This window comes from Lentzea albidocapillata subsp. violacea (assembly GCF_900100275.1).
Lineage (GTDB): Bacteria > Actinomycetota > Actinomycetes > Mycobacteriales > Pseudonocardiaceae > Lentzea > Lentzea violacea.
Genome location: NZ_FNET01000010.1, coordinates 65,021 through 89,261 on the forward strand (window position 1 = coordinate 65,021; position 24,241 = coordinate 89,261).

The window sequence follows — 24,241 nt, forward strand, 5'->3', positions numbered from 1 at the left end:
TCCTTCCGGGTGTTCAGGAACTTTTCGCGGCGGTCGTGCACTCGGGGCAGGAGCCCCAGTAGATGACCTCGGCCTCGTCGATGGCGAAGCCGTGGTCGTCGGATGCGTCCAGGCATGGCGCGTGGCCGACTGCGCAGTCGACGTCGGCGATGGCACCGCAGGATCTGCAGACGACGTGGTGGTGGTTGTCCCCGACGCGCGCCTCGTAACGGGCGACCGAGCCCTGGGGCTCGATCTTCCGCAGCAGGCCGGCTCCGGTCAGCGCGCGGAGCACGTCGTACACGGCCTGATGGGAGACCGCGCCGAGGTTCTGACGCACGACGCCGATGATCGAGTCCGTGTCGGCGTGCGGGTGGGAGTGCACTGCGGACAGCACTGCTATCCGCGGGGCCGTCACCCGAAGCGACGCTCCACGCAGCAGGCGCTCGAAATCGGAAGCCGTGGGCACGGACCCACCATGCCGCCTTTTCTGGAGTGAGTCAAGTTAATGAATGATGCAATTCACCCGAAGCGGTCACCGCCGCACGGTGGACAGCGCGTCGGCCAGCCGCCGGACACCCTCGGCGAGCACGTGCTCGGGTGCGCCGCCGTAGGTCAAACGGAGAAAACTGCCCGGTGGTTCAGCGGCGAACCACGGCCGGCCCGGGAACACCACGACGTCACGTGCGGCGGCGGCCGTCGTGAGCTCCAGGTCGTCGACGCCGTCCGGCAACGTCACCCACAGGTGCAGTCCTCCGGACGACCTAGCGATCTCCAGCTCCGGCAGGTGCTCGCCGAGTGCGCGTGTCAGAGCGTCACGCCTGGACCTCAAGGACTGCTGGAGCGTGCGCAGATGCCGGCGCCAGACAGGCGAGGTCACGAAGTCGATCGCCGCCTCCTGCAACGGCCCCGCGACGTACAGGTCCTGCCGGGACCGCGTGTTCTTCAGCCGGATGCCCGCCGGGCCGCGGGCACCGATCGCGGCGACGCGCAGACCGGGCGCGGCGACCTTGGTGAGCGAGCGGACGTAGACGACGTGGCCGTCGGTGTCCTGCGAGACCAGCGTCGGCGGCGCGGTGCCGTCGATGGTGAAGCCGCGCGCCCAGTCGTCCTCGACCAGGAACGCGCCGTTGTCGCGGACGATGCGCATGACCTCGGTACGCCGCTCCTCGGACAACACGGCGCCGTGCGGGTTCGCGTGCAGCGGCTGGCAGTAGAAGACCTTCGCGCCCGTGCGTTCGAAGGCGGCCTGGAGCAGGTCCGGCCGCACACCGTCCTGGTCCGCCGGCACCGGAACGACCTTGAGCCCGGCGTCGCGCGCCGCCGCGATCGCGCCGAGGTAGGTGGGCGACTCGACCAGCACGGCGTCACCGCGCTCGCCGAGCCCGCGGAACACCGTCGCGAGTGCTTCCTGAGCGCCCGCGCACACCGTGATGTCACCGGCTCTGAGCTCGCCGCCGGCCTCCTTCGCGAACCACGCGCGCAGCTCCTCCTTGCCCTCCACCGGGACGCGTCCCCACGAGGCGGGGCGGCGTGCGGCGCGGCTGAGCGCGGCGCCGAGCGCGTCGGTCGGTTGCAGGCCGGGATCGAGGTAACCGCTGGTCAGCGGGATGGCCTCGGGTTTCGGCACCGCGACGAGGTTGGCCACCAGGTCCTCGCCGGGCCTGCCCTCGCCGAGCGCGACGGCCTGCCACGACAGGTCGTGGCTCGTCGCCGCCGTCCGCGGGGCGACGTAGCTGCCGCGGCCGGGACGCACCTCGACCAGTCCCTCGGCGGCCACGCGCTGGATCGCCTGCTGGACCGTCGCGGGCGACGCCCGGTGCCGCGCCATCAGCTCGCGCACCGAGGGCATGCGGTCGCCGGCGCGACCGGACCGTGCCGCTGCTCTCAGGTGCTCGATAACGCGGACGGCTGCGTTATCCTCGTTCATGAGAGCCAAGAGTAACGTTATCGTGCCAGCGGGGGTAACACTCGGCGCGCTCGGCGTCCTGGGTTTCAGCTTCTCGCTGCCCGCGACCCGCCTGGCAGTGGCGGGACTGGACGCGTGGTTCGTCGCGTTCGGCCGCGCCTTCGTCGCCGGGCTCCTGGCGATCGCCTACCTCGCGTTATCGCGAGCGCCTCTTCCTTCGGTAACGCAGGTCCGCCGCCTGCTCGTCGTCGCCCTTGGCATCGTGGTCGGCTTCCCGCTCCTCACGTCCCTGGCCCTCACCACGCAGACCTCCGCCCACGGCGCCGTCGTGATCGCCGTGCTGCCCATGTCCACGGCGATCTGGGCGGTCCTGCGCGCCTCCGAACGCCCACCCGTCAAGTTCTGGCTCGCCAGCGGCGCCGGTCTGCTCGCGGTGCTGGCGTTCGTGGCCACCGGCGGCGGCTTCTCCGGCTCGCTGAGCCTCGCCGACGGCTACCTGCTGGTCGCCGTGGTGCTGTGCGGCCTGGGATACGCCGAGGGAGGCGCGCTCTCCCGCGAACTGGGCGGCGCCAGGACCGTCTGCTGGGCGCTGGTCGTCTCGCTGCCGGTGACGATCCCGATCTCCTTCTACACGGCCGACTTCTCGCGCGCCGACAGCGTCGTGTGGCTCAGTTTCGCCTACGTGTCACTGATTTCGATGTTCCTGGGCTTCTTCGCCTGGTACGCGGGCCTGGCCGCGGGCGGCGTTGCCAAGATCGGCCAGATCCAGCTGGCCCAGCCGGTGCTGACGCTCGTGTGGTCGGCGCTCGTCCTGGGCGAACCGGTCGGCTGGCCGGCCCTCGCCACCGCGGCCGTCGTGCTCGTCTGCGTCGTGCTGACCCAACGAAGCCGTGTCACGTCAACGACAACCCTGACCGCCCAACCGGTGCGCTGACCGTCCGAAAATGTCAGACCCTCCTGCCATGCTCGGGCCATGCCGATCGAAGTCGCGAGCAAGCGCCGCAAGGTGAAGCGCCCGGACGCGGTGGTCATCGACGTGACCTCCCGCGGCCCCGAGCCGTGGGTGCGCTTCAGCCCGTTCTTCCCGCACGGCCAGATCCCGGTGCCGTTGTCGCCCGGCGTGACGAGCGAGTCCGTCGAGGGCCTCTGGCAGGCGCTGAAGGTGTTCGAGGGGGCCGACGTCGATCCGTCGAAGCTCGCGGTGACATCGATGAAGGGCCTGAAGCGCACGGTTCGCCGCTTCGGCCAGGTCCGCGGGCACCGCGCGGGGCTCATCGGCGAGAGTCTGCTCGACTACCGCACGGCCCGCCAGGAGATCTACTTACCGGCCTACCGCTGGGTTCTGGAGCACCGCCTGCGGGCCGAGGTCGAACGCTTGCGCGCGCTGGCCGAGTCCGCCGACGTCGTGCTGCTCGACTACACGACCAACGGCGACGTCGATGACCTGAGCACGCCGCTGTCCCACGCCGCACTGGTCGTCGACCACCTGGGGAGGCTCACCGCGCCCGCGTCCTGAGAGCCGGATTTATACTTTCCGCCTTCGGCTTTGGGGGTCGGCAGTGGCGACATCGAACAAGCAGCTCTTCAAGATCGTGGACGGGCTCGCCGAGGCGCAGCGGTCGTCCGGCCAGCAGTACGACACGTTGCGTGTGCGCGGCAAGGTGTTCGGCTACTACTGGCCGCGCACGCAGACGGTCGGGCTGAAGCAGACGCTGTCCGAGCAGCGGGCTCTCGTGGCCGAACGGCCCGAGGTGTTCGAGGAGCAGTTCACGTCCGGTGGCTTCGGCTGGGTCGTGGTGTACCTCGAAGGCATCGAGGCCGACGAGATGAAGGAGCTGGTGTACGAGGCCTGGCGGCTGTCCGCGCCGGAGGAGCTCGTCGCCCAGGTCCCGGACCTTGCGCGATGAGCAGGGTCAAGTTCGAGCTGCCCGCTGACGACCTCGGCCGTGCGACGGCGTTCTACCGCGACGTCTTCGGGTGGTCGGCGCAGCAGTTGCCGTTCGACTACGTGCTTGTCGGCACGGACGGGGAGCCGGTCGACGTGGCCGACGCGGACGGCGGGATCTCGCCCCGGACCGAGTTCGTGCAGGGGCCGGTGCTGATCATCGAGGTGCCGGCCATCGACGCCGTGGCGAGCAAGGTCGTGGCAGCGGGCGGCACGGTGCTCAATGCCAAGGAACGCGTGGGCGACTACGGGTTCTCGCAGTACGTCAAGGACAGCGAGGGCACTGTGCTCTGCCTGTGGGAGTCGGTTCAGGGCTGACGGCGCACGCTGTTCGCGCGGCTTGACCTCCACCGCGATCGAGGGTGCAGCATCTCGGTCATGAACGTGGTGATCACAGGTGGTGGCAGGGGTTTCGGGCGCACGATCGCGCGGCGGTTCGCCGAGCAGGGGGCCACGGTCGTCGTGACGGCCCGTGATCTCGTTGCCGCGCAACGCACTCGCGACCTGCTGCCCGGCGCGCACGCGTTGCGGTGCGATCTCACGGATCCGGTGTCGGTCCGGCGTTGTGCCGCCCAGGCAGGCGAGTTGCTCGGCCACGTCGACGTGCTGGTCAACAACGGCGCGGCGTTTCTGGCGGAGTCCCAGGTGGACGATGACGCGATCGTGCGCACGATCTTGTCCGGCACGGCCGGAACGGTGCTGATGACCGAGAGTTTCCTGCCCCTGCTGCGGCGTTCCGAACGCCCGGACGTCGTCACGCTCGTGTCGCTGGAAGCCGAGTCACGCAGCGATCCCGCGCACATCGCGCACGCCGCGTTCCACGCGGCCAAGGCGGGTCAGGGGCGGTACGCGGAGATCATGTCGCAACGGCTGCGCCCCGAAGGCATCCGCATGATCGCGTTGTATCCGCCGGACTTCGACAACAGCGACGACGCGGCGCGCGACGGCATGCTCACCGCGCGGTCCGTGGCCGACTGCGTGCTGTTCGCGGTGAACCAGCCACGGGACTGCTTCATCCGCTCGTTCCACTTCGAACCGATGCCGCGCTAGCGGAACAGGATGCGGGTGATCTCGGTGTCGGTCGCGCGGCCCTCGTCGTAGGCGCCCTCGCCCCTGAGGTTGTTCATGATCGCGAGGGTGTACCGCTCGTCCTTGCCGACGAACCCGACCGAGTTCATCACCCAGCCGCCGTCCTCCTCCGACCAGCCGTTCTTGACGCCGGAGTCGGGGCCCCAGACGCCCCACTGCTGCACGGGCCCGACCGCGCGCATCTGCCCGAGGATGTACGCGCGGTCCTCCGCGGGCACGGCGTCGAGGATGTGGTTCATCAGGCGGTCGAGGTCGTTGGCCGTGCACTTCTCGTAGCCCCAGTAGGGGAACGAGGCCGAGTAACCCTTCTGTGGCACCAGATCGGTCATTCCGTACGTGCCGAACGCCGCGTTGAACGTCGCGCCCGTGTAGCGCTTCCACAGCGTGTCGGCCGCGTCGTCGTCGGACGTGTGCAGCATCGCGCTCATCAGACTGCGGTCCTCGGCGCTGAGCTTGATCTTGCCGGCGCGGTGGCGTTCCAGCAGGTTCACGACCATCGCGAGTTTGATCGTCGACGCGGTCCACGTCATGTCGCCGGAGTGGTCGTTGCGCCAGATCGCGCCGGACTCGCGGTCGCGCAGCACGAAACCCGTGGTCCCCGGCCTGGTCTCGGCGTAGTCCTGGGCGGCCTTGATCCGCTTCTGGAAGTCGCACTCGAACCCGCTGTCGGGCAGCGGGCAGATCCCGGGCGTCGCGACGAGAGGTGCTGCCGCGGGGGTATGTGCCGGAGGTTCCGCCGTCACCGGGTGGCCGCACGCCGTGAGGGCGAGCGCGCACGCAACAAGGATCGGACGGAGCATGCGCCGCACGCTAACGGGTCCGCTCGGAGGTGGTCGACCGCCATACGGACGCGTTGATCACGGAAAGATTAAGTCAAAGATATTTGACACGGTGTCTGGTTCGCTTTACCTTGGTGATGTCAGGTTTCTTTGACATCAGGAGCGGGACCATGGCGTTCGAGGAGAAGCGGGCCTGGGCCTTGGCGGTCATCGCCGTGGTGGGTTATGCCGCGTATGTCGTGCTCGTCCTGAGCGGGACGGCGGGACGTCCGCTGGTCGAGGCGCCGTACGCAGGCGCGTTGCTGTCGACGATCCTGTTCGGGATCGTCGCCGGCATCGTGTCCGGGATCTGGTTCGGCATCGCCGCGCGCAACGACGGGCTGCAGGCCGACGAACGGGACCGGGAGATCGGCCGGTTCGGTGACCACATCGGCCAGTCGTTCGTCGTCATCGGTGGCGTGTCCGCGATGGCGCTGGCGATGCTCGAGGCGCCGCACTTCTGGATCGCCAACGTGCTCTACCTGTGCTTCGTGCTGTCCGCGGTGCTCGGTTCCGCCGCGAAGATCATGTTCTACCGGCGGGGACTGCTGTGAAGCCGACCAAAGTCACGAACTCCATCCGTGCGTTGCGTTTCGCGCACGGCGAGATGAAGCAGGCCGATCTCGCCACGGCCATCGGTGTGACGCGGCAGACGTTGATCGCCATCGAGCAGGGCAGGTACTCGCCCTCGCTGGAGGTGGCCTTCAAGATCGCGCGTGTGTTCGGGGTGTCGCTCGAAGAGGTGTTCCAGTACCCGGAGGAGGAAGAGCTGTGAAGGCTGTTGTGCAACGAAGATACGGATCGGCGGTGTTCGGTGACCTCGATGTGCCTGTGCCTGGGCAGGGCGAGGTTCTGCTGGAGGTGCGGGCGGCGGGCGTCGACATGGGCGTCTGGCACCTGCTCACCGGCAAGCCGTACCTGCTGCGGTTCCTCGGGTTCGGGTTCCGCGGGCCGAAGTCGCCGGTGCCCGGACGGGACGTCGCCGGTGTGGTGAAGGAGATCGGGCCCGGCGTGACCGGGTTCGCGGTCGGCGACGAGGTGTTCGGCACGTGCGACGGGTCGTTCGCCGAGTACGCGGTCGCGCCGGTCTCACGGCTCGCGCGCAAGCCGGAGGGGATCTCGTTCACGGAGGCGGCCGCGGTGCCGATCTCGGGCGGGACGGCGCTGCAGGGGTTGCGCGGAGTCCAGGCGGGACAACGGGTTCTGGTGCTCGGCGCGGGTGGCGGTGTCGGGTCGTACGGGGTCCAGATCGCGAAAGCTCTGGGCGCACATGTGACCGGTGTGTGCAGCACCAGCAAGGTGGAACTGGTGCGGTCTCTGGGTGCCGACGAGGTCTTCGACTACACCGTCGCGGACTTCACCGGCACGTACGACCTGATCCTGGACTGCGGCGGCGCCAGGCCGTTGTCCAGGTTGCGCGGGGCCACGAACGAGCGCGGCAGGATCGTGCTGGTCGGTGCGGAGACCGGCGGTTCGATCACGGGCGGTTTCCAGAAGTCGCTGGGCTCGCCGCTGCTGAACCCGTTCTCGTCCAAGAAGTTCGTCCCGCTGATGTCCACCGAACGCGCTGACGTCTTCGACGAGCTGCGTGTGCTCATCGAGGCGGGCTCGGTGAAAGCCGCCGTGGGCAAGGTCTTCCCGCTGTCCGAAGCGCTCGACGCGGTGGACCATGTCTACTCGCGGCGGTCCGCCGGCAAGACGGTCGTCACGATCTGACCTCCGATCACCACGGTCGTCACGTGGTGCAACGCCGTGATGTCCCGCACGGGATCTCCTTGCACGGCAATGATGTCCGCATCCCAGCCGGGTTTCAGCACGCCCTTGCTCACGCCGCACGCCTTGGCGGCCTGACTGGTCGCGCTCGCCAGCACGGCGGCGTTCGGGATGCCCGCCTCGATCATGTTCCGCAGGGCGTGGGCGGTGATCCCGTGTGGTTTGCCCGCGCCGATACCACCGTCCGTACCGGAGACCGTACGCACGCCATGGTCGTACATGCGCCCGGTCGCGTCGATCTTGGCGGCCATGCTCATCCCCATGCGGTCGAACGCCTCCTGGATGTGAGGAGGCGGTTCCATGGTGACGCCGAGGGTGTGGCAGACGGCGATGTCGGCCTCCGCCAGCGCGTCCATCAGTTCGACGGGGACGACCATGGCCCCGCCGGACAGGCACGTGCAGTGCTCGATGCCGTCCACACCGGCGGCCACGGCCTGCTGGACGGCCCTGAGGCTGTGGGCGTGCGCGGTCACCGGGAGGCCCAGCGAATGGGCCTCCTCGACCACCACGCGCAGGTCGTGCTCGGTGAACTGGCAGTCGTCGACGATCGTGCCGGGGGTGGTGAACCCGCCGCTGGCCATGATCTTGACGATGTCGACGTTGCGTTCGGCTCTAGCGCGCACGGCCTGGCGGAGCGCGTCGTCCCCGGACGCTTGGCCACCCATCGACCAGCAGTGACCCCGTGGGCTGGTGATGGGCGGGCCGGAGGCGAGGACGCGTTGCCGGTGCTTCGCGCGCTGGTCCACCACGGCCCACGCGCGGTCACCCAGATCGCGGACGGTGGTGACGCCTGCCCTGAGGTGGCGGTCGAGGCTGTCCCTGATCACCGCGTCGAGGTGCTCGGAGGTGAAGTCCGGCAGGCGGTCCAGCGCGCCGTTCTCGCTGTCCGCGCACAAATGGACGTGGGTGTCGATCAGTCCGGGAAGGACGGTGGCGGTGCCGAGGTCGACCACCTCGGCACCGGCGACGTCGGGACGCCCCTGCTCGACGGCCTTGATCTTGCCGTCCTCGACGAGGACCGTGACAGGGCCCGCGATGGACCGCTCACCGTCGAACGCACGCTCTGCCCGCAGCGCCAGCATCGGCCCATTCTGAGCGCCACATGCTGGGAAAGCAATGGTCAGCGGGCATGCGGCAGCGTCGTGAACCCCTCGACCTGGGGCAGGTCGTGACCGAGCCGGTCCCGCTTCGCCGTCAGGTACGCGATGTTGTGCGCGTTGGGCGTCATCAGCGACGGCACGCGCGCGGTCACCGAGATCCCGTGGGACTCCAGCGCCGCGATCTTGTCCGGGTTGTTGGACATCAGCCGCACGGACTGCACGCGCAGGTGCTTGAGCACGCGAGCCGCGGGGGAGTAGTCGCGAACATCGACGGGCAGGCCGAGTGACGTGGCCGAGTCCAACGTGTCCAGTCCTTCGTCCTGCAGCACGTGGGTGCGGATCTTCGACACCAGACCGATTCCGCGCCCTTCGTGACCGCGCAGGTAGACGAGGATCCCGCTGCCCTCGCGCACGATCGTGTTCAGCGCGGCGTCGAGTTGCTCGCCGCACTCGCAGCGCATCGCGGCGAAGATGTCGCCGGTCATGCACTCGGAGTGGATGCGCACGAGGACGTTCTCGCGCAGCTTCGTCTTGCCGTACACCAGGGCCATGTGTTCGTGGCCGTCCGCTCGGAACGCGACCGCGCGGAAGGTGCCACGCCGTGTCACCAGATCGGATTCCGCCACGTCTTCGTCACTGAAGGCCTGCTCGAACATCTCCGGTCCCCTCGTCGCCAGGCGCCTTCCGAACGTGCAGCTACGCTCGGATGGAGTCGCACCGTAACCCGACCGCACAGCGGAGGTCACCCTGTTCAGCATCACCGTCCGCGATCACGTGATGATCGCCCACAGTTTCCGCGGCGAGGTCTTCGGTCCGGCACAACGTCTGCATGGAGCAACGTTTCTGGTCGACGCAACGTTCAAACGGGCTGAACTCGATTCGGACAACATCGTCGTCGACATCGGACTCGCGACCCAGGAGCTGAACAAGGTCCTGGCCGCCTTCAACTACCGCAACCTGGACGAAGAACCCCAGTTCGCGGGCATCAACACGTCCACGGAGTGGCTCGCGAAACACATCGCGGACCAGCTCGCGGACAAGATCTCCGAGGGTGCCCTGGGTGAGGGCGCTCACGGGATCGATGCGATCGCCGTCACACTCCATGAGTCTCATGTGGCGTGGGCCGGCTACGAACGTGCACTTCGTCCTTCCGGCTGACGTCGGGGATCCTGGCGGTCCCAGCGGCGGCAACGTCTACGACCTGCGCGTGAGCGCGGGCCTGAACCGTCTGCTCGTCGCTGGGGACTGGCCGCGTCCGAGTGACGCCACCGCGTTGGAGCAAACGCTTGCGGGGATCCCGCACGGAGACGTCGTGCTCCTCGACGGCCTCGTGAGCTGCGGACTGCCCGAAATCGTCGTTCCTCACGCACGAAGATTGAACATCGCTGTCCTCGTGCACCTGCCGCTCGCCGACGAGACGGGCCTCGACCCCGGCACCGCACGCGCCCTCGACGCCCGCGAAGGCCAGGTCCTGAGGGCCGCGAGGGCGGTCATCGCGACGAGTCCGACGGCCGCGCGTGACATCGAGCGCAGGCACGGGCTCGACCACGTCCACGTCGTCGTCCCGGGCACCGATCCGGCGCCGCGAGCGCCCGGCACGGACGGCGTGCACCACCTGTTGTGCGTCGCGTCCATCACAGCCCGCAAAGGCCACGACCTGCTGGTCAGGGCGTTGCGGAGGATCGAACGCGACTGGCGGCTGACGTGCGTGGGCCCGCATCGGCCGTTCCTGCGCGAACTCCCGCGAGACGATCGGGTCAGCTTCCCCGGACCACTCGCCGGCAAGGCTCTGACCAGCGCGTACGCCAGTGCCGACCTCTTCGTGCTGGCCTCCCGCGCCGAGACCTACGGCATGGTCGTCACCGAGGCGCTCGCGCACGGTCTGCCGGTCATCGCGAGTGCTGTCCCGGACGCCCTCGGCGATGGCGGTCTGCTCATTCCCGCCGGGGACGAAAATGCATTGGAAGCTGCACTAACACGCTGGTTCGAAGATCAGGATTTTCGGTCCGAACTGCGGGCGAGGGCGCTCGCCCGGCGAGCTGTTCTGTCCACTTGGGACGAATCCACAGAGGATCTGCGGAGGGTGCTGGCTACGCTCCGGCCATGACCTTCGCCCCGGAATGGCTGGCACTGCGCGAAATCGCCGACGCTGACGCACGCTCGGAGGAGCTCGCGGACGTGGTCCGCGAAACTCTGGTGAACCGAAACCCCCTGACGATCCGTGACCTCGGTTGTGGAACGGGATCGATGGGACGATGGCTCGCCGGGAGGCTCGGCGGCGTACAGCACTGGGTGCTGCACGACCGCGACCCCCGGCTGCTCGGGCTGGCGGTGGCCGGCATGAACGAGCTGGAGAACGTCACCGCCGAAACGCGTGAGGGTGACCTCACGTCCCTGAAAGCCGCCGACATCGAGGGCGCAGACCTGGTCACGTGCTCCGCTTTGCTCGACTTGCTCACTACCAACGAGATGAACGCTCTGGCGGTTGCATGCGTAGAAGCACATGTGCCCGCACTGTTCACGCTCTCGGTGGCAGGCCGGATCGACATCGATCCGGCCGAGCCGCTCGACGCCGCCTTCCAGGACGCGTTCAACGCTCACCAGCGTCGCGTCGTGGACGGGCGCCGTCTGCTCGGACCTGATGCACCGGCTGTCGCCGAAGAGGCGTTCGTGGCAGCAGGCGCTTCGGTTCGCACGGCTCAGAGCCCCTGGCGCATGAATGGCGACGCCCTGCAGCGGGAATGGCTGAAGGGCTGGGTCGACGCCGCGGTGGAGCAGGAACCCACACTCGCCGCCGAGGCCCCCGAGTACCTGCGCCGCAGGTCAACGGCCTCCGTGACGGTCCACCACGTCGACCTGCTGGCACTACCGGGAGCTGTGTGATGAAGAAGTTGTGGCCGTGGCTTCGCCTGATGCTGGCGCTGGGCATCCTGGTTGCTCTGGGCGTGCGCCTGGGCACCGGGGCGTTCCTCGACGGACTGCGCGCGATCGACGCGTTCTCCGTCGCCGCCGCACTGGCGATCGGGCTCGTGACGACGGTGCTCAGCGCGGGTCGCTGGGTCCTCGTCGCGCGCCGCCTCGGCCTGCCGCTGACCCTGCGCACCGCGGTCAGCGACTACTACCGCGCCCAGCTCGTCAACGCCGTGCTGCCCGCGGGCGTGCTCGGCGACGTGCACCGCGCGGTCAACCACGGCCGTGAGTCGGGCGACGTCGGACGGGGCGTGCGCGCCGTGTTCTTCGAGCGCTTCGCCGGTCAGATCGTGCTCATCGGGATCGGGCTCGCGGTGCTGCTCACGCACCCCGCGCCCGGCCTCGGCCTCGCTCCGAACGGCACCACCGTCGCGTTGGTTCTCGCCGGTCTGGCCGCCCTCGTCGCCGCCGGCTGGAACATCCGGCCGGTGCGAAAGGCGCTGGTCAACACCCTCGCAGACGGCATCAGGCTGTTGTCGCTCAAGACCTGGCCCGCTGTCATCGGGTTGTCCGCCGCCACGGTCGCCGGTTACGTCGCGCTGTTCCTGGTGGCCGCCCGCGCCGCCGGGTCGGACGCGACGGTCACCCAGCTCGCGCCGGTCGTCGTGCTGGCGCTGCTGATCATGGCGATCCCGGTCAACATCGGCGGGTTCGGCCCCCGCGAGGCGTTCCTCGCGGTGGCGTTCGGTGCCGCCGGTCTGGGCGCCGCGCAGGGCTTCACCACGGGCATCGTCTACGGCGTGCTGGCGCTCATCGCCGCACTGCCCGGCGCGGTCGTGCTGTTCCTGTCACGCCGGAGGACCGAACAGGTCGAGGTAGTGGCGGAAGGACTCGGCCAGCCCCGCGAGCAGGAGCTCGCCCTTGCGCGCTGACGCCAGGGACGGACGCCCGATGACGCCGGAGGACGTGTACGGCGCCAGACCCAGGGTGAGCAGGTGCCGCCTGTCCTCCGCCAGGTGGTCAGAGGTTTCGTAGCCGGGACGGATCAGATCGGGGTGCGCGTGCAGCAGGATCGACGTCTCCAGCTCGCCCGCGTGCATGTCGCTGTACGCCGAGGTCTCGATGCCGGCCTTCTCCCGCGCGAACGCCCAGTCGTCCCGGCCGGGGAACAGCGCCAGGCCCTCGCCCTCCTGCACGATGTTGGACAGCACGTAGTTGCCGCCGTGGCCGTTGACCAGCACGACGTTCGTGACACCGTTGCGCCGCAGGGACTCCGCGATGTCCGTGACCACTGAGATCAACGTGCGCGCGGAGATGCTGACGGTCCCCGGCCAGTCGGCGTGCTCCTGCGAGCACGAGAACTGGATCGGCGGCAGCAGCCGGACCGGGTACCTCGCCGCGATCTCCGACGCGATGGTCCACGCGATCACCGAGTCCGTGGCCAGCGGCAGGTGCGGACCGTGCTGCTCGGTGCTGCCGACCGGGAGCACGGCCACGCTCCTACCGCGGACGTCGACCGTGGTGTCACTCGGAAACATGACCCTGACCGTAGTCAATCCGGTGGCACAGCGCCGGAATCCCGCCGTCGGCCAGCCTGGGCATTACGTCGGGCAGGTCCTCGAACGCGCTGTGGCCCGTGATCAGCGCGTCGAACCTGTCGTCGGCCAGCAGGTCGAGCGCGACCGCCATGCGTTCGGCGTAGGAGCGGTCGGGACGGCCGACCGTGCCGACCTGGCTGCTGCGGATCGTCAGCCTGCGCGAGTGGAAGAACTCGCCCAGCGGCACGGAGATCAACCTGTCGCCGTACCAGCTCAGCTCGATCACGCGGCCTTCCGGCGCGAGCAGGCCGAGAGCCGTGGTGAGGCCCGGTTCGGTCGCACTCGCGTGGAAGACCAGATCGCACCCGTCGAGAGCATTGCCCGGCAGGGCGAAGCCGACACCGAGCTGCCGGGCCACGGCCTCGCGGGCGGGATCGGAGTCCACGAGCTCCACGCGGGCGCCGGGGAACGTGGCGAGCACCGCCGCGATGCTCGACCCGACCATGCCACCGCCGACCACCGCGATCCGGTCGCCGACCAGCGGACGCGCGTCCCACACCGCGTTGACCGCGGTCTCGACGGTGCCCGCCAGCACCGCCCTGGCCGCCGGCACCGCGTCGGGCACGAGCGTGACCGAGGTTTCCGGTACCACGTAACGAGTCTGGTGTGGATAGAGACAGAACACCGTGCGCCCTCTCAGGTGCCCGTGTTCGACGACGCCCACGTTGAGGTACCCGTACTTCACCGGCCACGGGAAGTCGCCCTCCTGGAAGGGAGCCCTCATCACCGCGTACTGGTTCTCCGGCACGCCACCGCGGAACACGAGGGTCTCCGTGCCTCGGCTCACGCCGGAGAACAGCGTGCGCACCTCGACCTCACCCGGACCGGGTTCGGGCAGTGTGACCTGCCGGACTTCCCCGTTTCCGGATTCGTTGAGCCAAAAGGCACTCGCCGTACGTGTCACTCACAACACCTCCGCCGCACGAAGTTCGTTAGGGGCCACCTGATGATCACACTTCAGCACACCAGGACCGCGCCCGTCCTGCGGGAGCCTGCCATCTGGGCGGGGCTTCAGGTCCTCGCGCTGGGCATGGTCGGTGCCACCGCCGGTCTCGGCCCGCTCGGCTGGGCCGCCGGTCTCGCCTACGGGTTCGCCACGTGGGCGTTCCTCGGTTACGGCATGCAACGGCACCGCACCTCGGCTTTGGGACCCGCTGACCGGGTCACGCTCGCCCGCGGCCTGATGGTCGGCGCGGTGACCGCCCTGGTCGCCGACCGTGCCGGGCAGGACGTGCCGGTCGCGCTGGTCGTGATGCTGGCGGCCGTCGCGCTGTCACTCGACTGGGTGGACGGTCAGGTTGCTCGCCGCACGGGCACCTCGACCGCGCTGGGCGCCCGGTTCGACATGGAGGTCGACGCGTTCCTGATCCTGGTGCTGAGCGCCTACGTGGCCGTGCACATGGGTCCGTGGGTGCTCGCGATCGGACTCATGCGGTACGTGTTCGTCGCCGCTTCCTGGCGGTTCCGCTGGATGAACGCACCGCTGCCCGCCAGTTACGCCCGCAAGGTCGTGGCCGCGATCCAGGGGATCTTCCTCGTCGTGGCGGCGTCCGGCCTGCTTCCGGCAGCGGGGCTCCTCGTTGGTCTCGCGCTGGCATCGCTCGTGTGGTCGTTCGGTCGCGATGTGCTCTGGCTGTGGAACAACGCGGCCGTTTCGGTGGGAGAATCCCGCCATGCCTGAGCAGACCTCAACCGCGGCGAAGATCGGCAACATCGTCGTCTGGATCCTGCAGATCGTGCTCGCCGTGCAGTTCGTGATGAACGGCTACGCGCTGTTCACCGACTCGTTCGTCGCCAAGTTCGACGACATCGGCTTCGGTCAGTGGTTCCGCTACTTCACCGGTGTGCTGGAGATCGCCACCGCGATCGGCCTGCTCATCCCGCCCATCTGCGGCCTCGCGGCGCTGGGCCTCGCGGGCATCATGGCCGGCGCGGCGCTCACCGAGTTCACCCTGGTGACCAACGGTGGACTCGACGACGCGAAGATGCCGCTGATCTTCATGGTGTGGGCGCTGGTGATCGCGGTCTACCGCCGGGAGCAGATCTTCGGAGTGTTCAAGCTCGTCAGGAAGTGACTTTCGGGAAGTAGCGGAGCACCGCGACGTCCCCGACCTTCGTGACGTCCTCCAGGTGGAATCGGCGTGCCGGTCCACCGGGGAATTCGGCGGGATTCACGAAACGCGGGGCCGTCGCCTGGCCGATCAGCATCGGTGCCACCGCCACCCGGATCTCGTCGGCCAGTCCGGCTTCGAGGAACGCGGTGTGAATGCTCGTGCCGCCTTCGACCATGAGTTTTCGCACGCCACGCGCGCCGAGATCGTCCAGAATCTCCGGGAATTCGCTGAAGGTCTTCGTCTCGGTGAGGTGCCCGACCGTGGTCTCCGGGGTGCGCGAGTACACCAGGCTGGCGCCGCCGCAGTGCCAGAACCGCAGGTCGGGATCCAGGTTGCCGCTCCTGGTGACGGTGACGCGCAATGGGAACTCCGGTTTGCCGTCCGCGATTCTCCGCGCACGCCGCTCGTCGCTGTAGACGAGCAGTCGCGCGTTGTCACGGCGCAGCGTCTCGGCTCCCGCCAGAATCGCGTCCGACTCCGCGCGCATCCGGTCGACGTGGTCGAAGTCCTCGGCGTTCGACAGAGGAAACCTCTCGGTGCCGCGATCGTCGATGTGGCCGTCGAGGCTGACGGCAACGCTGAGCAGCACGTGCGGGCGGGTCACGAACCAGATGCTAGAGCAGTTGAACCTGTCGCGGGCTGCGCCGCGTTTACCTCATAGGGCCTGGAAAGGGGATTCTCGGTGAGGATGTTGCTGCGGCGGACGGTCACGGTCCTGGCGGGGCTGTTCGTGTTGTTCGTGCTCATCGCACCGAGCGATCTGGAGAAGTTCTCGTTCGAGGCGTTCCTGCGGGTGCCGCTCGAAGGCCTCGTCGGCGTGCTGGTGCTGGTGCTGCTGCCGGACCGGTTCCGCAAGCCCGCGGCCATCGCGGGTGGTGTCGCGCTGGGGCTGTTCGCGGTCGTCAAGATCATGGACATCGGCTTCGACCTGGTGCTGTACCGGCCGTTCGACCTCGTGCTGGACTGGCCGTTGCTGGTGCCCGCCATCGACTTCGTGGACGTGACGTCCGGCCGCTTCGCCTCCCTTCTCGCCGTGGGCCTCACGGTCGCGCTGGTCGCCGGGATCGTGTTCGTCGCGGCGGTTTCGGTGCAGCGCCTCGGTTCTGTCGCAGCCGGGCGGCGTCCCGTCGCGATCCGGGCCGTGGCCGCAGCGGTCGTGGTGTGCCTTTCTCTTGCCGTGCCAGGGGTTCCGGTCTACTCCGACGCCGCCGCGACGTCGCTGGTCGACCACGCGCGGCGCGTCCAGGTGGGGCTGAACGACCGGGAGGTGTTCGCGGCGGAGGCTTCGGCCGACGCGTTCCGCGGTCAGCCCGGGCTGCTGTCCTCGTTGCAGGGCAAGGACGTCGTCTTCGCGTTCGTGGAGAGCTACGGCAGGTCGGCGCTGGACATGCCGGACGTCGCGGCGAAGCTGGCGCAGGGCGACGACCGGCTGGAGGCGGCCGGGTACTCGTCCAAGTCGGCGTACCTGACCTCGCCGACCGCCGGCGGTGGCAGCTGGATGGCACAGGCGACGTTCCTGTCCGGACTGTGGATCGACAACCAGCAGCGGTACCGCAACCTCGTGGCCTCCGACCGGCTGACGCTGCCGCGCGCGTTCCGCGAGTCGTCGTGGCGTTCGGTCGGTGTCGTCCCCGGCATCACCCAGGCGTGGCCGGAAGGCGACTTCTTCCACTACGACAAGATCTACGCCGCGCAGGACCTCGGGTACGCCGGTCCGCGGTTCGGTTACGCGACGACGCCCGACCAGTTCACGTTGGAGTCGTTCCAACGCAACGAGCGCGCGAAGGCCCACGGCCCGGTGATGGCGGCGATTCCGATGGTGTCCTCGCACGCGCCGTGGTCACCGACGCCGGACTTCGTGGACTGGGACAAGCTCGGCGACGGTTCGATCTACTCGACCATGCCCGCCTCGAACGACCCGCCGGAGTCGATCTTCGGCCGTGATCCGGCGGCCGTGCGCGCCGACTACGCGCACTCCATCTCGTACTCGCTGGAGTCCGTGCTCTCCTACCTCGAGAAGTACGGCGACGAGAACCTGGTGATGGTCTTCCTCGGCGACCACCAGCCCGCGCAGATGGTGACCGGCGAAGGTGCGTCGCGGGACGTGCCGATCACCATCGTCGCCAGGGACCCGGCCGTGATGGCCGAGGTCGAGGCCTGGAAGTGGGACGACGGCATCAAGCCGGGAGGGTCGGCCCCGGTGTCGCGGATGAGCGACTTCCGGGACCAGTTCCTCTCGACCTTCAGCCCGCCCAAGCCTTAGCCCATGGTCTTCTGGCCGTCGATCGTCTCGCGGATGATGTCCGCGTGGCCCGCGTGCTGCGAGGTCTCCGCGACGATGTGCACGAACACCCGCCGCGCCGACCACGTCTTGCCCTCGGGGAACCACGGGGCGGCCGGCAGCGGGTGCGAGAGGTCCATGTCGACCGTCTCGACCAGCTTGTCGGTGTAGGCCGCGACCTCGTTGTAGTGGGCGATGATGCTCTCCAGCGTCTCGCCCGGTGCCATCCGGAAGTTCGCCTCGTGGTTCTCGTTGGCCGTCGACTCGGGGTCGGACTCCATCGCCGAGGTGCCGTGCTCGATGAACTTGACCCAGTTCTCCTCGACCGACGCGACGTGCTTGATCAGACCGCCGATGCTCAGCACGCTCGCGGTCGGGCTCGACGCCGCCTGCTCGTCGCTCAGGCCCTGCGCGGTGAACGTCAGGAACCAGCGGTGCTGCCTCAGGGTCTCGAGGAGGTCCGCGCGCTCGCCGGTGAGGATCTCGGTGGTGGTCATCGCTTCTGTCCTTCGCTCGTTTGTCCCGACATGAAGGACTCTAGGACCACTTGAGGTCAGCTTGTGTCCTAGACGAACGGCCGCTCAAGCGAAACTTGAGCGACATTCGAGCGATCCGAGCCTGACCTGCGATCACCCTCCGTGAGTCAGTCGAGGTAGCCGTCGTCGGGCCGGTCCACCCGGCCGCCGCCGTCCTCGGTCTCCTCGATGTGCATGGCGGTCTCCTCGGGTGAGGTGACGAAATCGCCGCCGCCTGCCTCGACGGCGACCGCGTCCGGCTCGTCGTCTACCGGCTCGCCACCGCCCTCAGGGGTCGTGAACTGCTGGTGTTCGGTCATGCCTTCGAGGTTTCCGGAGAACCGGAAGCGCAAACGTTAGTGTCGTCGGCATGATTTCCGAGGACCTCCAGCGCTACCTCCAGGCGTCGCGTGACTCGATCCTGTCTTCTTTGGACGGACTGGGCGAGTACGACGTCCGGCGCCCGCTCGTGCCCAGCGGCACCAACCTGCTCGGCCTGGTGAAGCACCTGGTCGGCATCGAGTTCGGCTACCTCGGCGACAGCGTGGGCCGTCCGGCGCCGGTCACCCTGCCGTGGAACGAGGACGGGTCGGTCTGGGAGAACGGCGACATGTGGGCCAAGCCCACGGAGTCCCGCGAGTACCTCGTCGACCTGTACCGACGGGCCTGGAAGCACACCGACGAGTCGATCGCGGACCTGCCGCTGGACGCGCCGGGCTCGGTGCCGTGGTGGCCGGAACACAAGCGGCAGACGACGTTCGGGCACCTGCTCGTCCGCGTCACGGCGGAGACCGCGCAGCACGCCGGGCACTGCGACATCGTGCGCGAGCTGATCGACGGCCGGTCCGGCGCGGACAACCCCGATGGCTACTACGACCTGGTCCTGAGCATGGCGAGCGCACCGATCACCGGGCCGGGCACGAGCAGCAGGAACGCATAACGCCAGGTCACGACGTCGGCGAGCAGCGGGACGAGCTGGATGCTGACCACCGTCAGACCGAATCCGACGGCGGTCAGCGCGGTCAGCGCCGTCCCGACGTAGCGAGGGTCGGCGACCTCACTCAGCGACGTCGAGAACACCCCGGAGTCCGCGATCACCGAAGCGCCCCACACCGCGCAGAACGCGATCAGCAGCGACGTTCCCCAGGCGAGTGGTGAGAGCAGGCAGCAGAGCCCGCTCACCGTCAGCGCTCCCACGGCGGCGGGCGCGCGACCGAACCTGTCCGCCGCCCAGCCACCCACGAGACAGCCGGCGAACCCCGCCACGCCCATCGTCAGGAACACCGTGGCACCAACGGGTTCGCCCGAACTCAGCAGGAACGTCGGCAGCCACGTCCACAGGGCGTACAGCTCCCACATGTGCCCGAAGTAGCCGAGGTTCACCAGCCGCGGCTTGCGCTCCCGGAACATCTGCACGGCATAGCGCGGGTTGAGCTGCGCGGTCGTGGCGGTCAGGAACGGCCCAGGCCGCACGACCAGCAGCGCCACCACGGCACCCAGCAGAGCGATGGCCGCGGCGGCGAAGAGCACCTCGCGCCACGGCAGCCGCCCGAACACGTGGGGAAGCGCCGACCCGAGCGTCAGCGCCCCGATCAGCACGCCCAGCGCCCGTCCGCGGTTGCGCGGCTCCGACCAGGACGCCATCAGCTTCATGCCCACCGGGTAGACGCCGGCGAGCGCCACCCCGGTCAGGAACCGCAACGGGATCGCGGCACCCAGCCCGTCCACGAACAGCCCGAGCACCAGCGTGAACGCCGCGCCCAGAGCCGCGGAACAGGCGAGCAGCAGGTGCGGGCGGACGCGGTCGGCCAAGTTGAGCACCGTGGCCCCGACCGCTCCCGTCACGAAGCCGAGCTGCACGGACGCGGTCAGCCACACCGCCGCGCCCGCGCTGATGCCCCACTCGGCCCGCAGAGAGGGAACGACGGCGGACATCGAGAACCACACGGCCAGACCGAGGACCTGGACCAGTGCGATGGCCGCTCGCTGGATCAGCACGTCGCGCATTCTCCACGCTCTGGCCGTCGCCGCAGGACGGCGGCCGACCTTGTCGAAAGTAAGGGGCATTCGGTTCCGAACGGCAGGGGCGGCGGGGACGACATCTTCGTAGTTTCGGCTGGGTGACTTGGCTGACTGTGGGCACCGACGCGGTGCTCGGTGTGTTCGCGTTGATGTTCTTGTTGTTGTGGTTCCAGCACAGGCTGCGGGCGTTCCTCGCCGGTGCCGGTGTGGTGGTGGCGTACGCGATCAGCGAGGTCGTCAAGCTGGTCGTGCGGGAGGAACGGCCCTGCCGCACGGCGCCGTCGATCGCGGAGTGCCCGGAGCCGGGTGACTGGTCGTTCCCCAGCAACCACTCGGTGATCGCCGGTGCGTCCGCGATGGCGATCTGGGCGCTGCACCGTGCCTATGGCTGGGTGGCGGCGGTGTGCGCGATCGCGGCGGCGTCGTCGCGGGTGATCGTGGGTGTCCACTATGTACACGACGTCCTGGCCGGGCTGGCGCTCGGAGCGTTGGTGTCCTGGGGGATCGCGGTGCTGCTGGACAAGCGGCGCGTGGTGGCGGACGCGCCGACCGTGGTGATGCAACGACTGCGATGATGGTTGCCGTGTGGGAGGTTCTGCTCTACCTGGTCCTGTTCGGCGCGGCCTTCGCCGTGGTGCGCAACCGGCCCGCGGTCGCACTGGGAACAGCACTGGGGACCTGGCTCGGCTGCTACCTCGTCACCGTCGACTTCGACGTCAGGGTGGTGGCGCTCACTCCCGCACTGGCACTGGTCAGCTTCCTCGCCGGACGGAACGCGGATGATCCGCGGCCTACCGCCATCGCCCTGACGATCGCCGAGGTCGCCGGTGTCGTCGTGGCTCTCACCGAGCGCGGCGGCTCCGACACCGCGCTCGCCGTCACCTCCGGCATCGGTGTGCTGGGCGTGGTGCCCTGGGCCTTCGGCCGGTTCCGGCGCCGGTACGGGGAACTGCAGGAGGTCGGCTGGGAGCACGCCTCGTTGCTGGAGCGGAGCGTCGAGAACGCCCGCAACGCCGAACGGGCCCGGCTCGCGGGCGAGATGCACGACCTCGTCGGTCATGAGCTGGCACGGGCCGCGTTGCTGACCGGTGCGCTGGAACTGGAGCCGACGCTCACCGCGCAACAGCGCGAGGCTGCCAAAACCGCCCGTGCCAGCGTCACGGCCGCGGCGGAACGGCTCGCCGACGTCATGCAGGTGCTGCGGGCCGACGAGGACGAACCCGTCGCGACGATCGAGGAGGTCGTCGCCAGGAGCGGACTCGACGTGGAGCTCGTCAACGGCCGCAGGACGGCGATCGACGGCATCATCGCGCGGACCGTCCACCGGGTGACGGCCGAGGCGCTGACGAACGTGATCAAGCACGCGCCCGGCGCGAAGGTCACCGTGAGCCTGTCCGCGAACCTCGAGCTCCGCATCACCAACGGCCCGGCGCCGAGGACCCAGGCCGTCGGCAGCGGCAAGGGCCTGGTGGGCCTCGCCGAACGCGTCGCGCTCGTCGGCGGCTGGTTCGAGGCCGCGCCCTCCGACGACGGCGGGTTCGAGGTCAGGGCGAAGCTCCCGGAACGTCCACGAGCCCGGACGACGCCCACACACGTGCACCGCGAACGCACCGAGAAGGAGCTTCGCAAGAGCGCCAAACGCACGGTCCTGATCACCACGGTCGTGTGCGCGGGAATCGCGATCGGCGTGCCGGGCTACATGGTGTTCGACGCCGTGACGTCCGTGCTCACGCCGCAGCAGTTCGAACGGGCTCAATTCGGGCAACACGAGGACACCCTCGACCTGCCGCTGCGCACCCGCGTCGACAACCCGCTCGGCGTCACCGCGCCGCCGGGCACCGAGTGCCGTTACTACAGCACGCACCCCAACCCGTTCGACGGCGACCGCCACGACCTGCACCAGCTGTGCTTCCGGGATGATCGGCTCGTGTCCAAGCAGTGGCTCGCCAGGAGGAGCGGTTGATCAGGGTCGTGCTCGCGGACGACGAGCCGGTGGTCAGGTTCGGCGTGAAGGCCGTCCTCGGCACCGCCGGCGACATCGAGGTGGTCGCCGAGGCGGAGAACGGCAGCGCGGCGATCGACCTCGTCGCCCGGCACCGGCCCGACGTGGCCGTGCTCGACATCCGCATGCCGGTGTTCGACGGGCTGGACGCGGCCAAGGTGATCCGCGAGTGCCATCCCGGCACGAAGACGCTGGTGCTGACCACGTTCGCGGACGACGCGTACATCAGCCGTGCGCTGGGGGAGGGCGCGGCCGGGTTCGTGCTGAAGACCGGCGACCCGCAGGAGATCATCTCCGGGGTCCGCGCCGTCGCGAACGGCGGCGCGTTCCTGTCCCCGATGGTGGCGAAGCGAGTCGTGGACCAGCTCTCCCACGCGCATCCGCGACCCCTTGCGACGCAACGGATCGAGGTCCTGACCGCACGGGAGCGCGAGGTGCTCGGCCTGGTCGGCGCCGGGCTGTCCAACGCCGAGATCGCCGCGCGCATCCACGTCGTAGAGGGGACCGTGAAGGTCTACGTCAGCACGATCTTCCGGCAGCTCGGGGTCCGCAACCGCGTGCAGGCCGCGATCATCGCCCACGAGTCCGGGATCATCCCTGTGAACTAGGTCCGGGCACCGATGCCCGAGATCGCCCGGACTTCCATCTCCGCCGCCTTGGCGGCCATCTCCGGCTCGGGCTTGGAGAAGATCGTGGCGAGGAACCCGCACAGGAACGAGAACGGGATCGACACCAGGCCGGGGTTGCCGAGCGGGAACCACGCGAAGTCCACGTCCGGGAAGATCGACGTCTTCACGCCCGACATCACCGGCGAGAAGATGATCAGCACCAGGCACGAGCCCAGGCCGCCGTAGATGCTCCACAGCGTGCCGGTGGTGTTGAAGCGCCGCCAGAAGATCGTGTAGAGGATCGTCGACAGGTTCGCCGAGGCGGCCAGCGCCAGCGCCAGCGACACGAGGAACGCGACGTTCTGCCCGTTCGCCGCGATGCCGCCGATGATCGACAGGATGCCGACCACCACGGCCGTCAGCCGCGCGACCCGGATCTCCCTGCGGGGTTCGGCGTTGCCGCGCTTGATCACGTTCGCGTAGACGTCGTGCGCGAACGAGGCGGAGGCCGCCAGCGTCAGGCCGGCGACGACCGCGAGGATCGTGGCGAAGGCGACGGCGGACACGAGGCCGAGCAGCACCTCGCCACCGATCTCGAACGCGAGCAGCGGCGCGGCGGAGTTCTCGCCACCCGGTGCCGCGGCGATCTTGTCGGTGCCGACCAGGGCCATCGCGCCGAAGCCGATCACCAGCGTGCACAGGTAGAAGATGACCATCGTCCAGGTCGCCCACACGACCGAACGACGAGCCTCGGCGGCGTTCGGCACGGTGTAGAAGCGCATCAGCACGTGGGGCAGTGACGCGATACCGAGCACCAGTGACAGCGCCAGCGAGACGAAGTCCAGTTTGGACATAGCGCTGAAGCCGTACTTGGCGCCCGGATCCAGCACCGCCTCGCCGAGTTTGTTGTTCTCGGTGGCCTGCGCCATGATCGCCGACAGGCTGAACCCGAACTTGCCCAGCAGGAAGACGCTCATCAGCGTCACGCAGAGCAGCAGCAGGACGGCCTTGATGATCTGCACCCAGGTCGTGCCCTTCATGCCGCCGATCAGCACGTAGAGCACCATCACCATGCCGACCAGGGCGATCAGGATCGCCTGGCCCCACTTCGAGGTCACGTTGAGCAGCAACGCGATCAGGCCGCCGGCGCCCGCCATCTGCGCGATCATGTAGAAGAACGAGATCACCAGCGTCGCGTTCGCCGCGGCCGCGCGGACCGGGCGCTGCCTCATCCGGAACGCCAGCACGTCGCCGACGGTGAAGCGGCCGGTGTTGCGCAGGCCCTCCGCGATCAGCAGCAGGCCGACCAGCCACGCGACGACCCAGCCCACGGAGTAGAGGAAGCCGTCGTAGCCGTGTGCCGCGATGCCGCCGGAGATGCCGAGGAACGACGCGGCGGACAGGAAGTCACCGGACAGCGCCACGCCGTTCTGGGCGCCGGTGAACGAGCTGCCGGCGGCGTAGTAGTCCGACGCCGTCACGTTCCGGCTCGAAGCGCGGTAGACGATGTAAAGGGTGATCAGGACGAACACCGCGAAGACGCTGAGGTTCAGCACCGGGTTGCCGGTGGTGGGCATG

At 68.9% G+C, this 24,241-nt stretch carries 31 protein-coding genes; 19 read left to right on the plus strand and 12 right to left on the minus strand.

Features of this window, described 5'->3' with window-relative positions; all coding sequences use genetic code 11:
- Positions 1–13: 13 nt before the first annotated feature.
- Positions 14–448 carry a Fur family transcriptional regulator gene (locus BLR21_RS22465; protein ID WP_030481444.1) on the minus strand — a complete coding sequence of 145 codons (435 nt, stop codon included), beginning with the start codon at positions 446–448 and terminating at the stop codon, positions 14–16.
- A 66-nt stretch (positions 449–514) separates the two neighbouring features.
- Positions 515–1,909: an aminotransferase-like domain-containing protein gene (locus tag BLR21_RS22470; RefSeq protein ID WP_090007929.1), complete on the minus strand. Its 1,395-nt coding sequence runs from the start codon at positions 1,907–1,909 to the stop codon at positions 515–517.
- 22 nt (positions 1,910–1,931) lie between these two features.
- Between BLR21_RS22470 and BLR21_RS22475 the strand changes: the two genes are divergently transcribed.
- Genes BLR21_RS22475 through BLR21_RS22495 form a run of 5 tightly spaced genes read left to right on the plus strand, consistent with a single transcriptional unit; the run spans position 1,932 to position 4,883 of the window.
- Positions 1,932–2,822 carry a DMT family transporter gene (locus BLR21_RS22475; protein ID WP_218130934.1) on the plus strand — a complete coding sequence of 297 codons (891 nt, stop codon included), beginning with the start codon at positions 1,932–1,934 and terminating at the stop codon, positions 2,820–2,822.
- 39 nt (positions 2,823–2,861) lie between these two features.
- A complete protein-coding gene (locus BLR21_RS22480; RefSeq protein WP_090007933.1) occupies positions 2,862–3,404 on the plus strand; it encodes a DUF6939 family protein in 543 nt (180 codons plus the stop codon).
- Positions 3,405–3,447: 43 nt separating this feature from the next.
- Entirely contained in the window at positions 3,448–3,795 is a 348-nt protein-coding gene (locus tag BLR21_RS22485; protein ID WP_090007935.1) for an MmcQ/YjbR family DNA-binding protein, read from the plus strand.
- A complete protein-coding gene (locus BLR21_RS22490; RefSeq protein ID WP_090007937.1) occupies positions 3,792–4,151 on the plus strand; it encodes a VOC family protein in 360 nt (119 codons plus the stop codon). Before BLR21_RS22485 ends, BLR21_RS22490 begins: the two co-directional genes overlap by 4 nt.
- Positions 4,152–4,211: 60 nt before the next feature.
- Positions 4,212–4,883: an SDR family oxidoreductase gene (locus tag BLR21_RS22495; RefSeq protein WP_090007939.1), complete on the plus strand. Its 672-nt coding sequence runs from the start codon at positions 4,212–4,214 to the stop codon at positions 4,881–4,883.
- Here BLR21_RS22495 and BLR21_RS22500 read toward each other — a convergent pair.
- Positions 4,880–5,722 (minus strand): serine hydrolase, encoded by an 843-nt coding sequence (locus BLR21_RS22500; RefSeq protein WP_090007941.1) that lies wholly within the window; start codon positions 5,720–5,722, stop codon positions 4,880–4,882. The two genes, BLR21_RS22495 and BLR21_RS22500, sit on opposite strands and share 4 nt — an antisense overlap.
- Positions 5,723–5,871: 149 nt before the next feature.
- Between BLR21_RS22500 and BLR21_RS22505 the strand changes: the two genes are divergently transcribed.
- From BLR21_RS22505 to BLR21_RS22515, 3 genes are read left to right on the plus strand one after another with little or no spacing between them, the layout of a single operon-like run.
- Positions 5,872–6,294 carry a hypothetical protein gene (locus BLR21_RS22505; protein ID WP_090007943.1) on the plus strand — a complete coding sequence of 141 codons (423 nt, stop codon included), beginning with the start codon at positions 5,872–5,874 and terminating at the stop codon, positions 6,292–6,294.
- On the plus strand, positions 6,291–6,515 hold the full coding sequence (locus BLR21_RS22510; protein WP_256334864.1) for a helix-turn-helix transcriptional regulator: 225 nt from the start codon (positions 6,291–6,293) through the stop codon (positions 6,513–6,515). The genes BLR21_RS22505 and BLR21_RS22510 overlap by 4 nt, the downstream gene beginning before the upstream one ends.
- A complete protein-coding gene (locus BLR21_RS22515; protein ID WP_090007945.1) occupies positions 6,512–7,456 on the plus strand; it encodes an NAD(P)-dependent alcohol dehydrogenase in 945 nt (314 codons plus the stop codon). The genes BLR21_RS22510 and BLR21_RS22515 overlap by 4 nt, the downstream gene beginning before the upstream one ends.
- On the opposite strand, the gene BLR21_RS22520 is transcribed toward BLR21_RS22515, so the two are convergent.
- Both BLR21_RS22520 and ribA read right to left on the minus strand, forming a co-directional pair.
- Positions 7,414–8,595 (minus strand): amidohydrolase family protein, encoded by a 1,182-nt coding sequence (locus BLR21_RS22520; RefSeq protein ID WP_090007947.1) that lies wholly within the window; start codon positions 8,593–8,595, stop codon positions 7,414–7,416. The two genes, BLR21_RS22515 and BLR21_RS22520, sit on opposite strands and share 43 nt — an antisense overlap.
- Before the next feature lie 38 nt (positions 8,596–8,633).
- Positions 8,634–9,269: a GTP cyclohydrolase II gene (ribA, locus tag BLR21_RS22525; protein ID WP_090007948.1), complete on the minus strand. Its 636-nt coding sequence runs from the start codon at positions 9,267–9,269 to the stop codon at positions 8,634–8,636.
- A gap of 91 nt (positions 9,270–9,360) precedes the next feature.
- Between ribA and BLR21_RS22530 the strand changes: the two genes are divergently transcribed.
- Genes BLR21_RS22530 through BLR21_RS22545 form a run of 4 tightly spaced genes read left to right on the plus strand, consistent with a single transcriptional unit; the run spans position 9,361 to position 12,455 of the window.
- Positions 9,361–9,771, plus strand: a complete 411-nt coding sequence (locus tag BLR21_RS22530; protein ID WP_090007950.1) for a 6-pyruvoyl trahydropterin synthase family protein — start codon at positions 9,361–9,363, stop codon at positions 9,769–9,771.
- Positions 9,749–10,720 (plus strand): glycosyltransferase family 4 protein, encoded by a 972-nt coding sequence (locus tag BLR21_RS22535; RefSeq protein ID WP_338061063.1) that lies wholly within the window; start codon positions 9,749–9,751, stop codon positions 10,718–10,720. The genes BLR21_RS22530 and BLR21_RS22535 overlap by 23 nt, the downstream gene beginning before the upstream one ends.
- Positions 10,717–11,496, plus strand: coding sequence for a class I SAM-dependent methyltransferase (locus BLR21_RS22540; protein WP_090007954.1), 780 nt, complete (start codon positions 10,717–10,719; stop codon positions 11,494–11,496). The genes BLR21_RS22535 and BLR21_RS22540 overlap by 4 nt, the downstream gene beginning before the upstream one ends.
- Entirely contained in the window at positions 11,496–12,455 is a 960-nt protein-coding gene (locus tag BLR21_RS22545) for a lysylphosphatidylglycerol synthase transmembrane domain-containing protein (RefSeq protein WP_090007956.1), read from the plus strand. Before BLR21_RS22540 ends, BLR21_RS22545 begins: the two co-directional genes overlap by 1 nt.
- On the opposite strand, the gene BLR21_RS22550 is transcribed toward BLR21_RS22545, so the two are convergent.
- Both BLR21_RS22550 and BLR21_RS22555 read right to left on the minus strand, forming a co-directional pair.
- Positions 12,372–13,061 carry a creatininase family protein gene (locus BLR21_RS22550; protein ID WP_090007959.1) on the minus strand — a complete coding sequence of 230 codons (690 nt, stop codon included), beginning with the start codon at positions 13,059–13,061 and terminating at the stop codon, positions 12,372–12,374. The two genes, BLR21_RS22545 and BLR21_RS22550, sit on opposite strands and share 84 nt — an antisense overlap.
- Entirely contained in the window at positions 13,048–14,025 is a 978-nt protein-coding gene (locus tag BLR21_RS22555; protein WP_090007962.1) for a zinc-dependent alcohol dehydrogenase, read from the minus strand. Before BLR21_RS22555 ends, BLR21_RS22550 begins: the two co-directional genes overlap by 14 nt.
- A gap of 42 nt (positions 14,026–14,067) precedes the next feature.
- On the opposite strand from BLR21_RS22555, the gene BLR21_RS22560 reads away from it, so the two are divergent.
- The gene (locus BLR21_RS22560) at positions 14,068–14,802 is read left to right on the plus strand and encodes a CDP-alcohol phosphatidyltransferase family protein (RefSeq protein ID WP_090007964.1); all 735 of its coding nucleotides are present in this window, start codon (positions 14,068–14,070) and stop codon (positions 14,800–14,802) included.
- Positions 14,795–15,196 (plus strand): DoxX family protein, encoded by a 402-nt coding sequence (locus BLR21_RS22565; RefSeq protein ID WP_090007966.1) that lies wholly within the window; start codon positions 14,795–14,797, stop codon positions 15,194–15,196. The genes BLR21_RS22560 and BLR21_RS22565 overlap by 8 nt, the downstream gene beginning before the upstream one ends.
- On the opposite strand, the gene BLR21_RS22570 is transcribed toward BLR21_RS22565, so the two are convergent.
- Positions 15,186–15,839, minus strand: coding sequence for a RibD family protein (locus tag BLR21_RS22570; RefSeq protein WP_090007968.1), 654 nt, complete (start codon positions 15,837–15,839; stop codon positions 15,186–15,188). The two genes, BLR21_RS22565 and BLR21_RS22570, sit on opposite strands and share 11 nt — an antisense overlap.
- 84 nt (positions 15,840–15,923) lie before the next feature.
- Here BLR21_RS22570 and BLR21_RS22575 point away from each other — a divergent pair, with 84 nt between their 5' ends.
- Positions 15,924–17,498: a sulfatase-like hydrolase/transferase gene (locus BLR21_RS22575; RefSeq protein ID WP_090007970.1), complete on the plus strand. Its 1,575-nt coding sequence runs from the start codon at positions 15,924–15,926 to the stop codon at positions 17,496–17,498.
- On the opposite strand, the gene BLR21_RS22580 is transcribed toward BLR21_RS22575, so the two are convergent.
- Positions 17,495–18,013 carry a DinB family protein gene (locus BLR21_RS22580; protein WP_090007971.1) on the minus strand — a complete coding sequence of 173 codons (519 nt, stop codon included), beginning with the start codon at positions 18,011–18,013 and terminating at the stop codon, positions 17,495–17,497. The two genes, BLR21_RS22575 and BLR21_RS22580, sit on opposite strands and share 4 nt — an antisense overlap.
- A 146-nt stretch (positions 18,014–18,159) precedes the next feature.
- A complete protein-coding gene (locus BLR21_RS22585; RefSeq protein ID WP_143027832.1) occupies positions 18,160–18,351 on the minus strand; it encodes a hypothetical protein in 192 nt (63 codons plus the stop codon).
- A 50-nt stretch (positions 18,352–18,401) separates the two neighbouring features.
- On the opposite strand from BLR21_RS22585, the gene BLR21_RS22590 reads away from it, so the two are divergent.
- Entirely contained in the window at positions 18,402–18,971 is a 570-nt protein-coding gene (locus BLR21_RS22590; protein WP_090007975.1) for a DinB family protein, read from the plus strand.
- On the opposite strand, the gene BLR21_RS22595 is transcribed toward BLR21_RS22590, so the two are convergent.
- Positions 18,902–20,029: an MFS transporter gene (locus BLR21_RS22595; protein ID WP_420843904.1), complete on the minus strand. Its 1,128-nt coding sequence runs from the start codon at positions 20,027–20,029 to the stop codon at positions 18,902–18,904. The genes BLR21_RS22590 and BLR21_RS22595 overlap by 70 nt on opposite strands.
- 122 nt (positions 20,030–20,151) lie before the next feature.
- On the opposite strand from BLR21_RS22595, the gene BLR21_RS22600 reads away from it, so the two are divergent.
- From BLR21_RS22600 to BLR21_RS22610, 3 genes are read left to right on the plus strand one after another with little or no spacing between them, the layout of a single operon-like run.
- Positions 20,152–20,628, plus strand: a complete 477-nt coding sequence (locus tag BLR21_RS22600; RefSeq protein WP_143027833.1) for a phosphatase PAP2 family protein — start codon at positions 20,152–20,154, stop codon at positions 20,626–20,628.
- An 8-nt stretch (positions 20,629–20,636) separates the two neighbouring features.
- Complete coding sequence (locus BLR21_RS22605) at positions 20,637–22,016, plus strand: sensor histidine kinase (protein ID WP_176929744.1); 1,380 nt, start codon at positions 20,637–20,639, stop codon at positions 22,014–22,016.
- Positions 22,013–22,663 (plus strand): response regulator, encoded by a 651-nt coding sequence (locus BLR21_RS22610; RefSeq protein WP_090008322.1) that lies wholly within the window; start codon positions 22,013–22,015, stop codon positions 22,661–22,663. Before BLR21_RS22605 ends, BLR21_RS22610 begins: the two co-directional genes overlap by 4 nt.
- Here the strand turns inward: BLR21_RS22610 and BLR21_RS22615 are convergent.
- A complete protein-coding gene (locus BLR21_RS22615; protein ID WP_090007983.1) occupies positions 22,660–24,240 on the minus strand; it encodes a solute symporter family protein in 1,581 nt (526 codons plus the stop codon). The genes BLR21_RS22610 and BLR21_RS22615 overlap by 4 nt on opposite strands.
- Between the last annotated feature and the right edge of the window lies 1 nt (position 24,241).

Coding starts and splice junctions, on each gene's coding strand:
- BLR21_RS22615 (WP_090007983.1), bottom strand. CDS start 24,240: ATGCCCACCACCGGCAACCCGGTGCTGAACCTCAGCGTCTTCGCGGTG.
- BLR21_RS22545 (WP_090007956.1), top strand. CDS start 11,496: ATGAAGAAGTTGTGGCCGTGGCTTCGCCTGATGCTGGCGCTGGGCATC.
- BLR21_RS22575 (WP_090007970.1), top strand. CDS start 15,924: ATGTTGCTGCGGCGGACGGTCACGGTCCTGGCGGGGCTGTTCGTGTTG.
- BLR21_RS22580 (WP_090007971.1), bottom strand. CDS start 18,013: ATGACCACCACCGAGATCCTCACCGGCGAGCGCGCGGACCTCCTCGAG.
- BLR21_RS22480 (WP_090007933.1), top strand. CDS start 2,862: ATGCCGATCGAAGTCGCGAGCAAGCGCCGCAAGGTGAAGCGCCCGGAC.
- ribA (WP_090007948.1), bottom strand. CDS start 9,269: ATGTTCGAGCAGGCCTTCAGTGACGAAGACGTGGCGGAATCCGATCTG.
- BLR21_RS22520 (WP_090007947.1), bottom strand. CDS start 8,595: ATGCTGGCGCTGCGGGCAGAGCGTGCGTTCGACGGTGAGCGGTCCATC.
- BLR21_RS22505 (WP_090007943.1), top strand. CDS start 5,872: ATGGCGTTCGAGGAGAAGCGGGCCTGGGCCTTGGCGGTCATCGCCGTG.
- BLR21_RS22500 (WP_090007941.1), bottom strand. CDS start 5,722: ATGCTCCGTCCGATCCTTGTTGCGTGCGCGCTCGCCCTCACGGCGTGC.
- BLR21_RS22470 (WP_090007929.1), bottom strand. CDS start 1,909: ATGAACGAGGATAACGCAGCCGTCCGCGTTATCGAGCACCTGAGAGCA.
- BLR21_RS22495 (WP_090007939.1), top strand. CDS start 4,212: ATGAACGTGGTGATCACAGGTGGTGGCAGGGGTTTCGGGCGCACGATC.
- BLR21_RS22565 (WP_090007966.1), top strand. CDS start 14,795: ATGCCTGAGCAGACCTCAACCGCGGCGAAGATCGGCAACATCGTCGTC.
- BLR21_RS22490 (WP_090007937.1), top strand. CDS start 3,792: ATGAGCAGGGTCAAGTTCGAGCTGCCCGCTGACGACCTCGGCCGTGCG.
- BLR21_RS22540 (WP_090007954.1), top strand. CDS start 10,717: ATGACCTTCGCCCCGGAATGGCTGGCACTGCGCGAAATCGCCGACGCT.
- BLR21_RS22585 (WP_143027832.1), bottom strand. CDS start 18,351: ATGACCGAACACCAGCAGTTCACGACCCCTGAGGGCGGTGGCGAGCCG.
- BLR21_RS22550 (WP_090007959.1), bottom strand. CDS start 13,061: ATGTTTCCGAGTGACACCACGGTCGACGTCCGCGGTAGGAGCGTGGCC.
- BLR21_RS22590 (WP_090007975.1), top strand. CDS start 18,402: ATGATTTCCGAGGACCTCCAGCGCTACCTCCAGGCGTCGCGTGACTCG.
- BLR21_RS22560 (WP_090007964.1), top strand. CDS start 14,068: ATGATCACACTTCAGCACACCAGGACCGCGCCCGTCCTGCGGGAGCCT.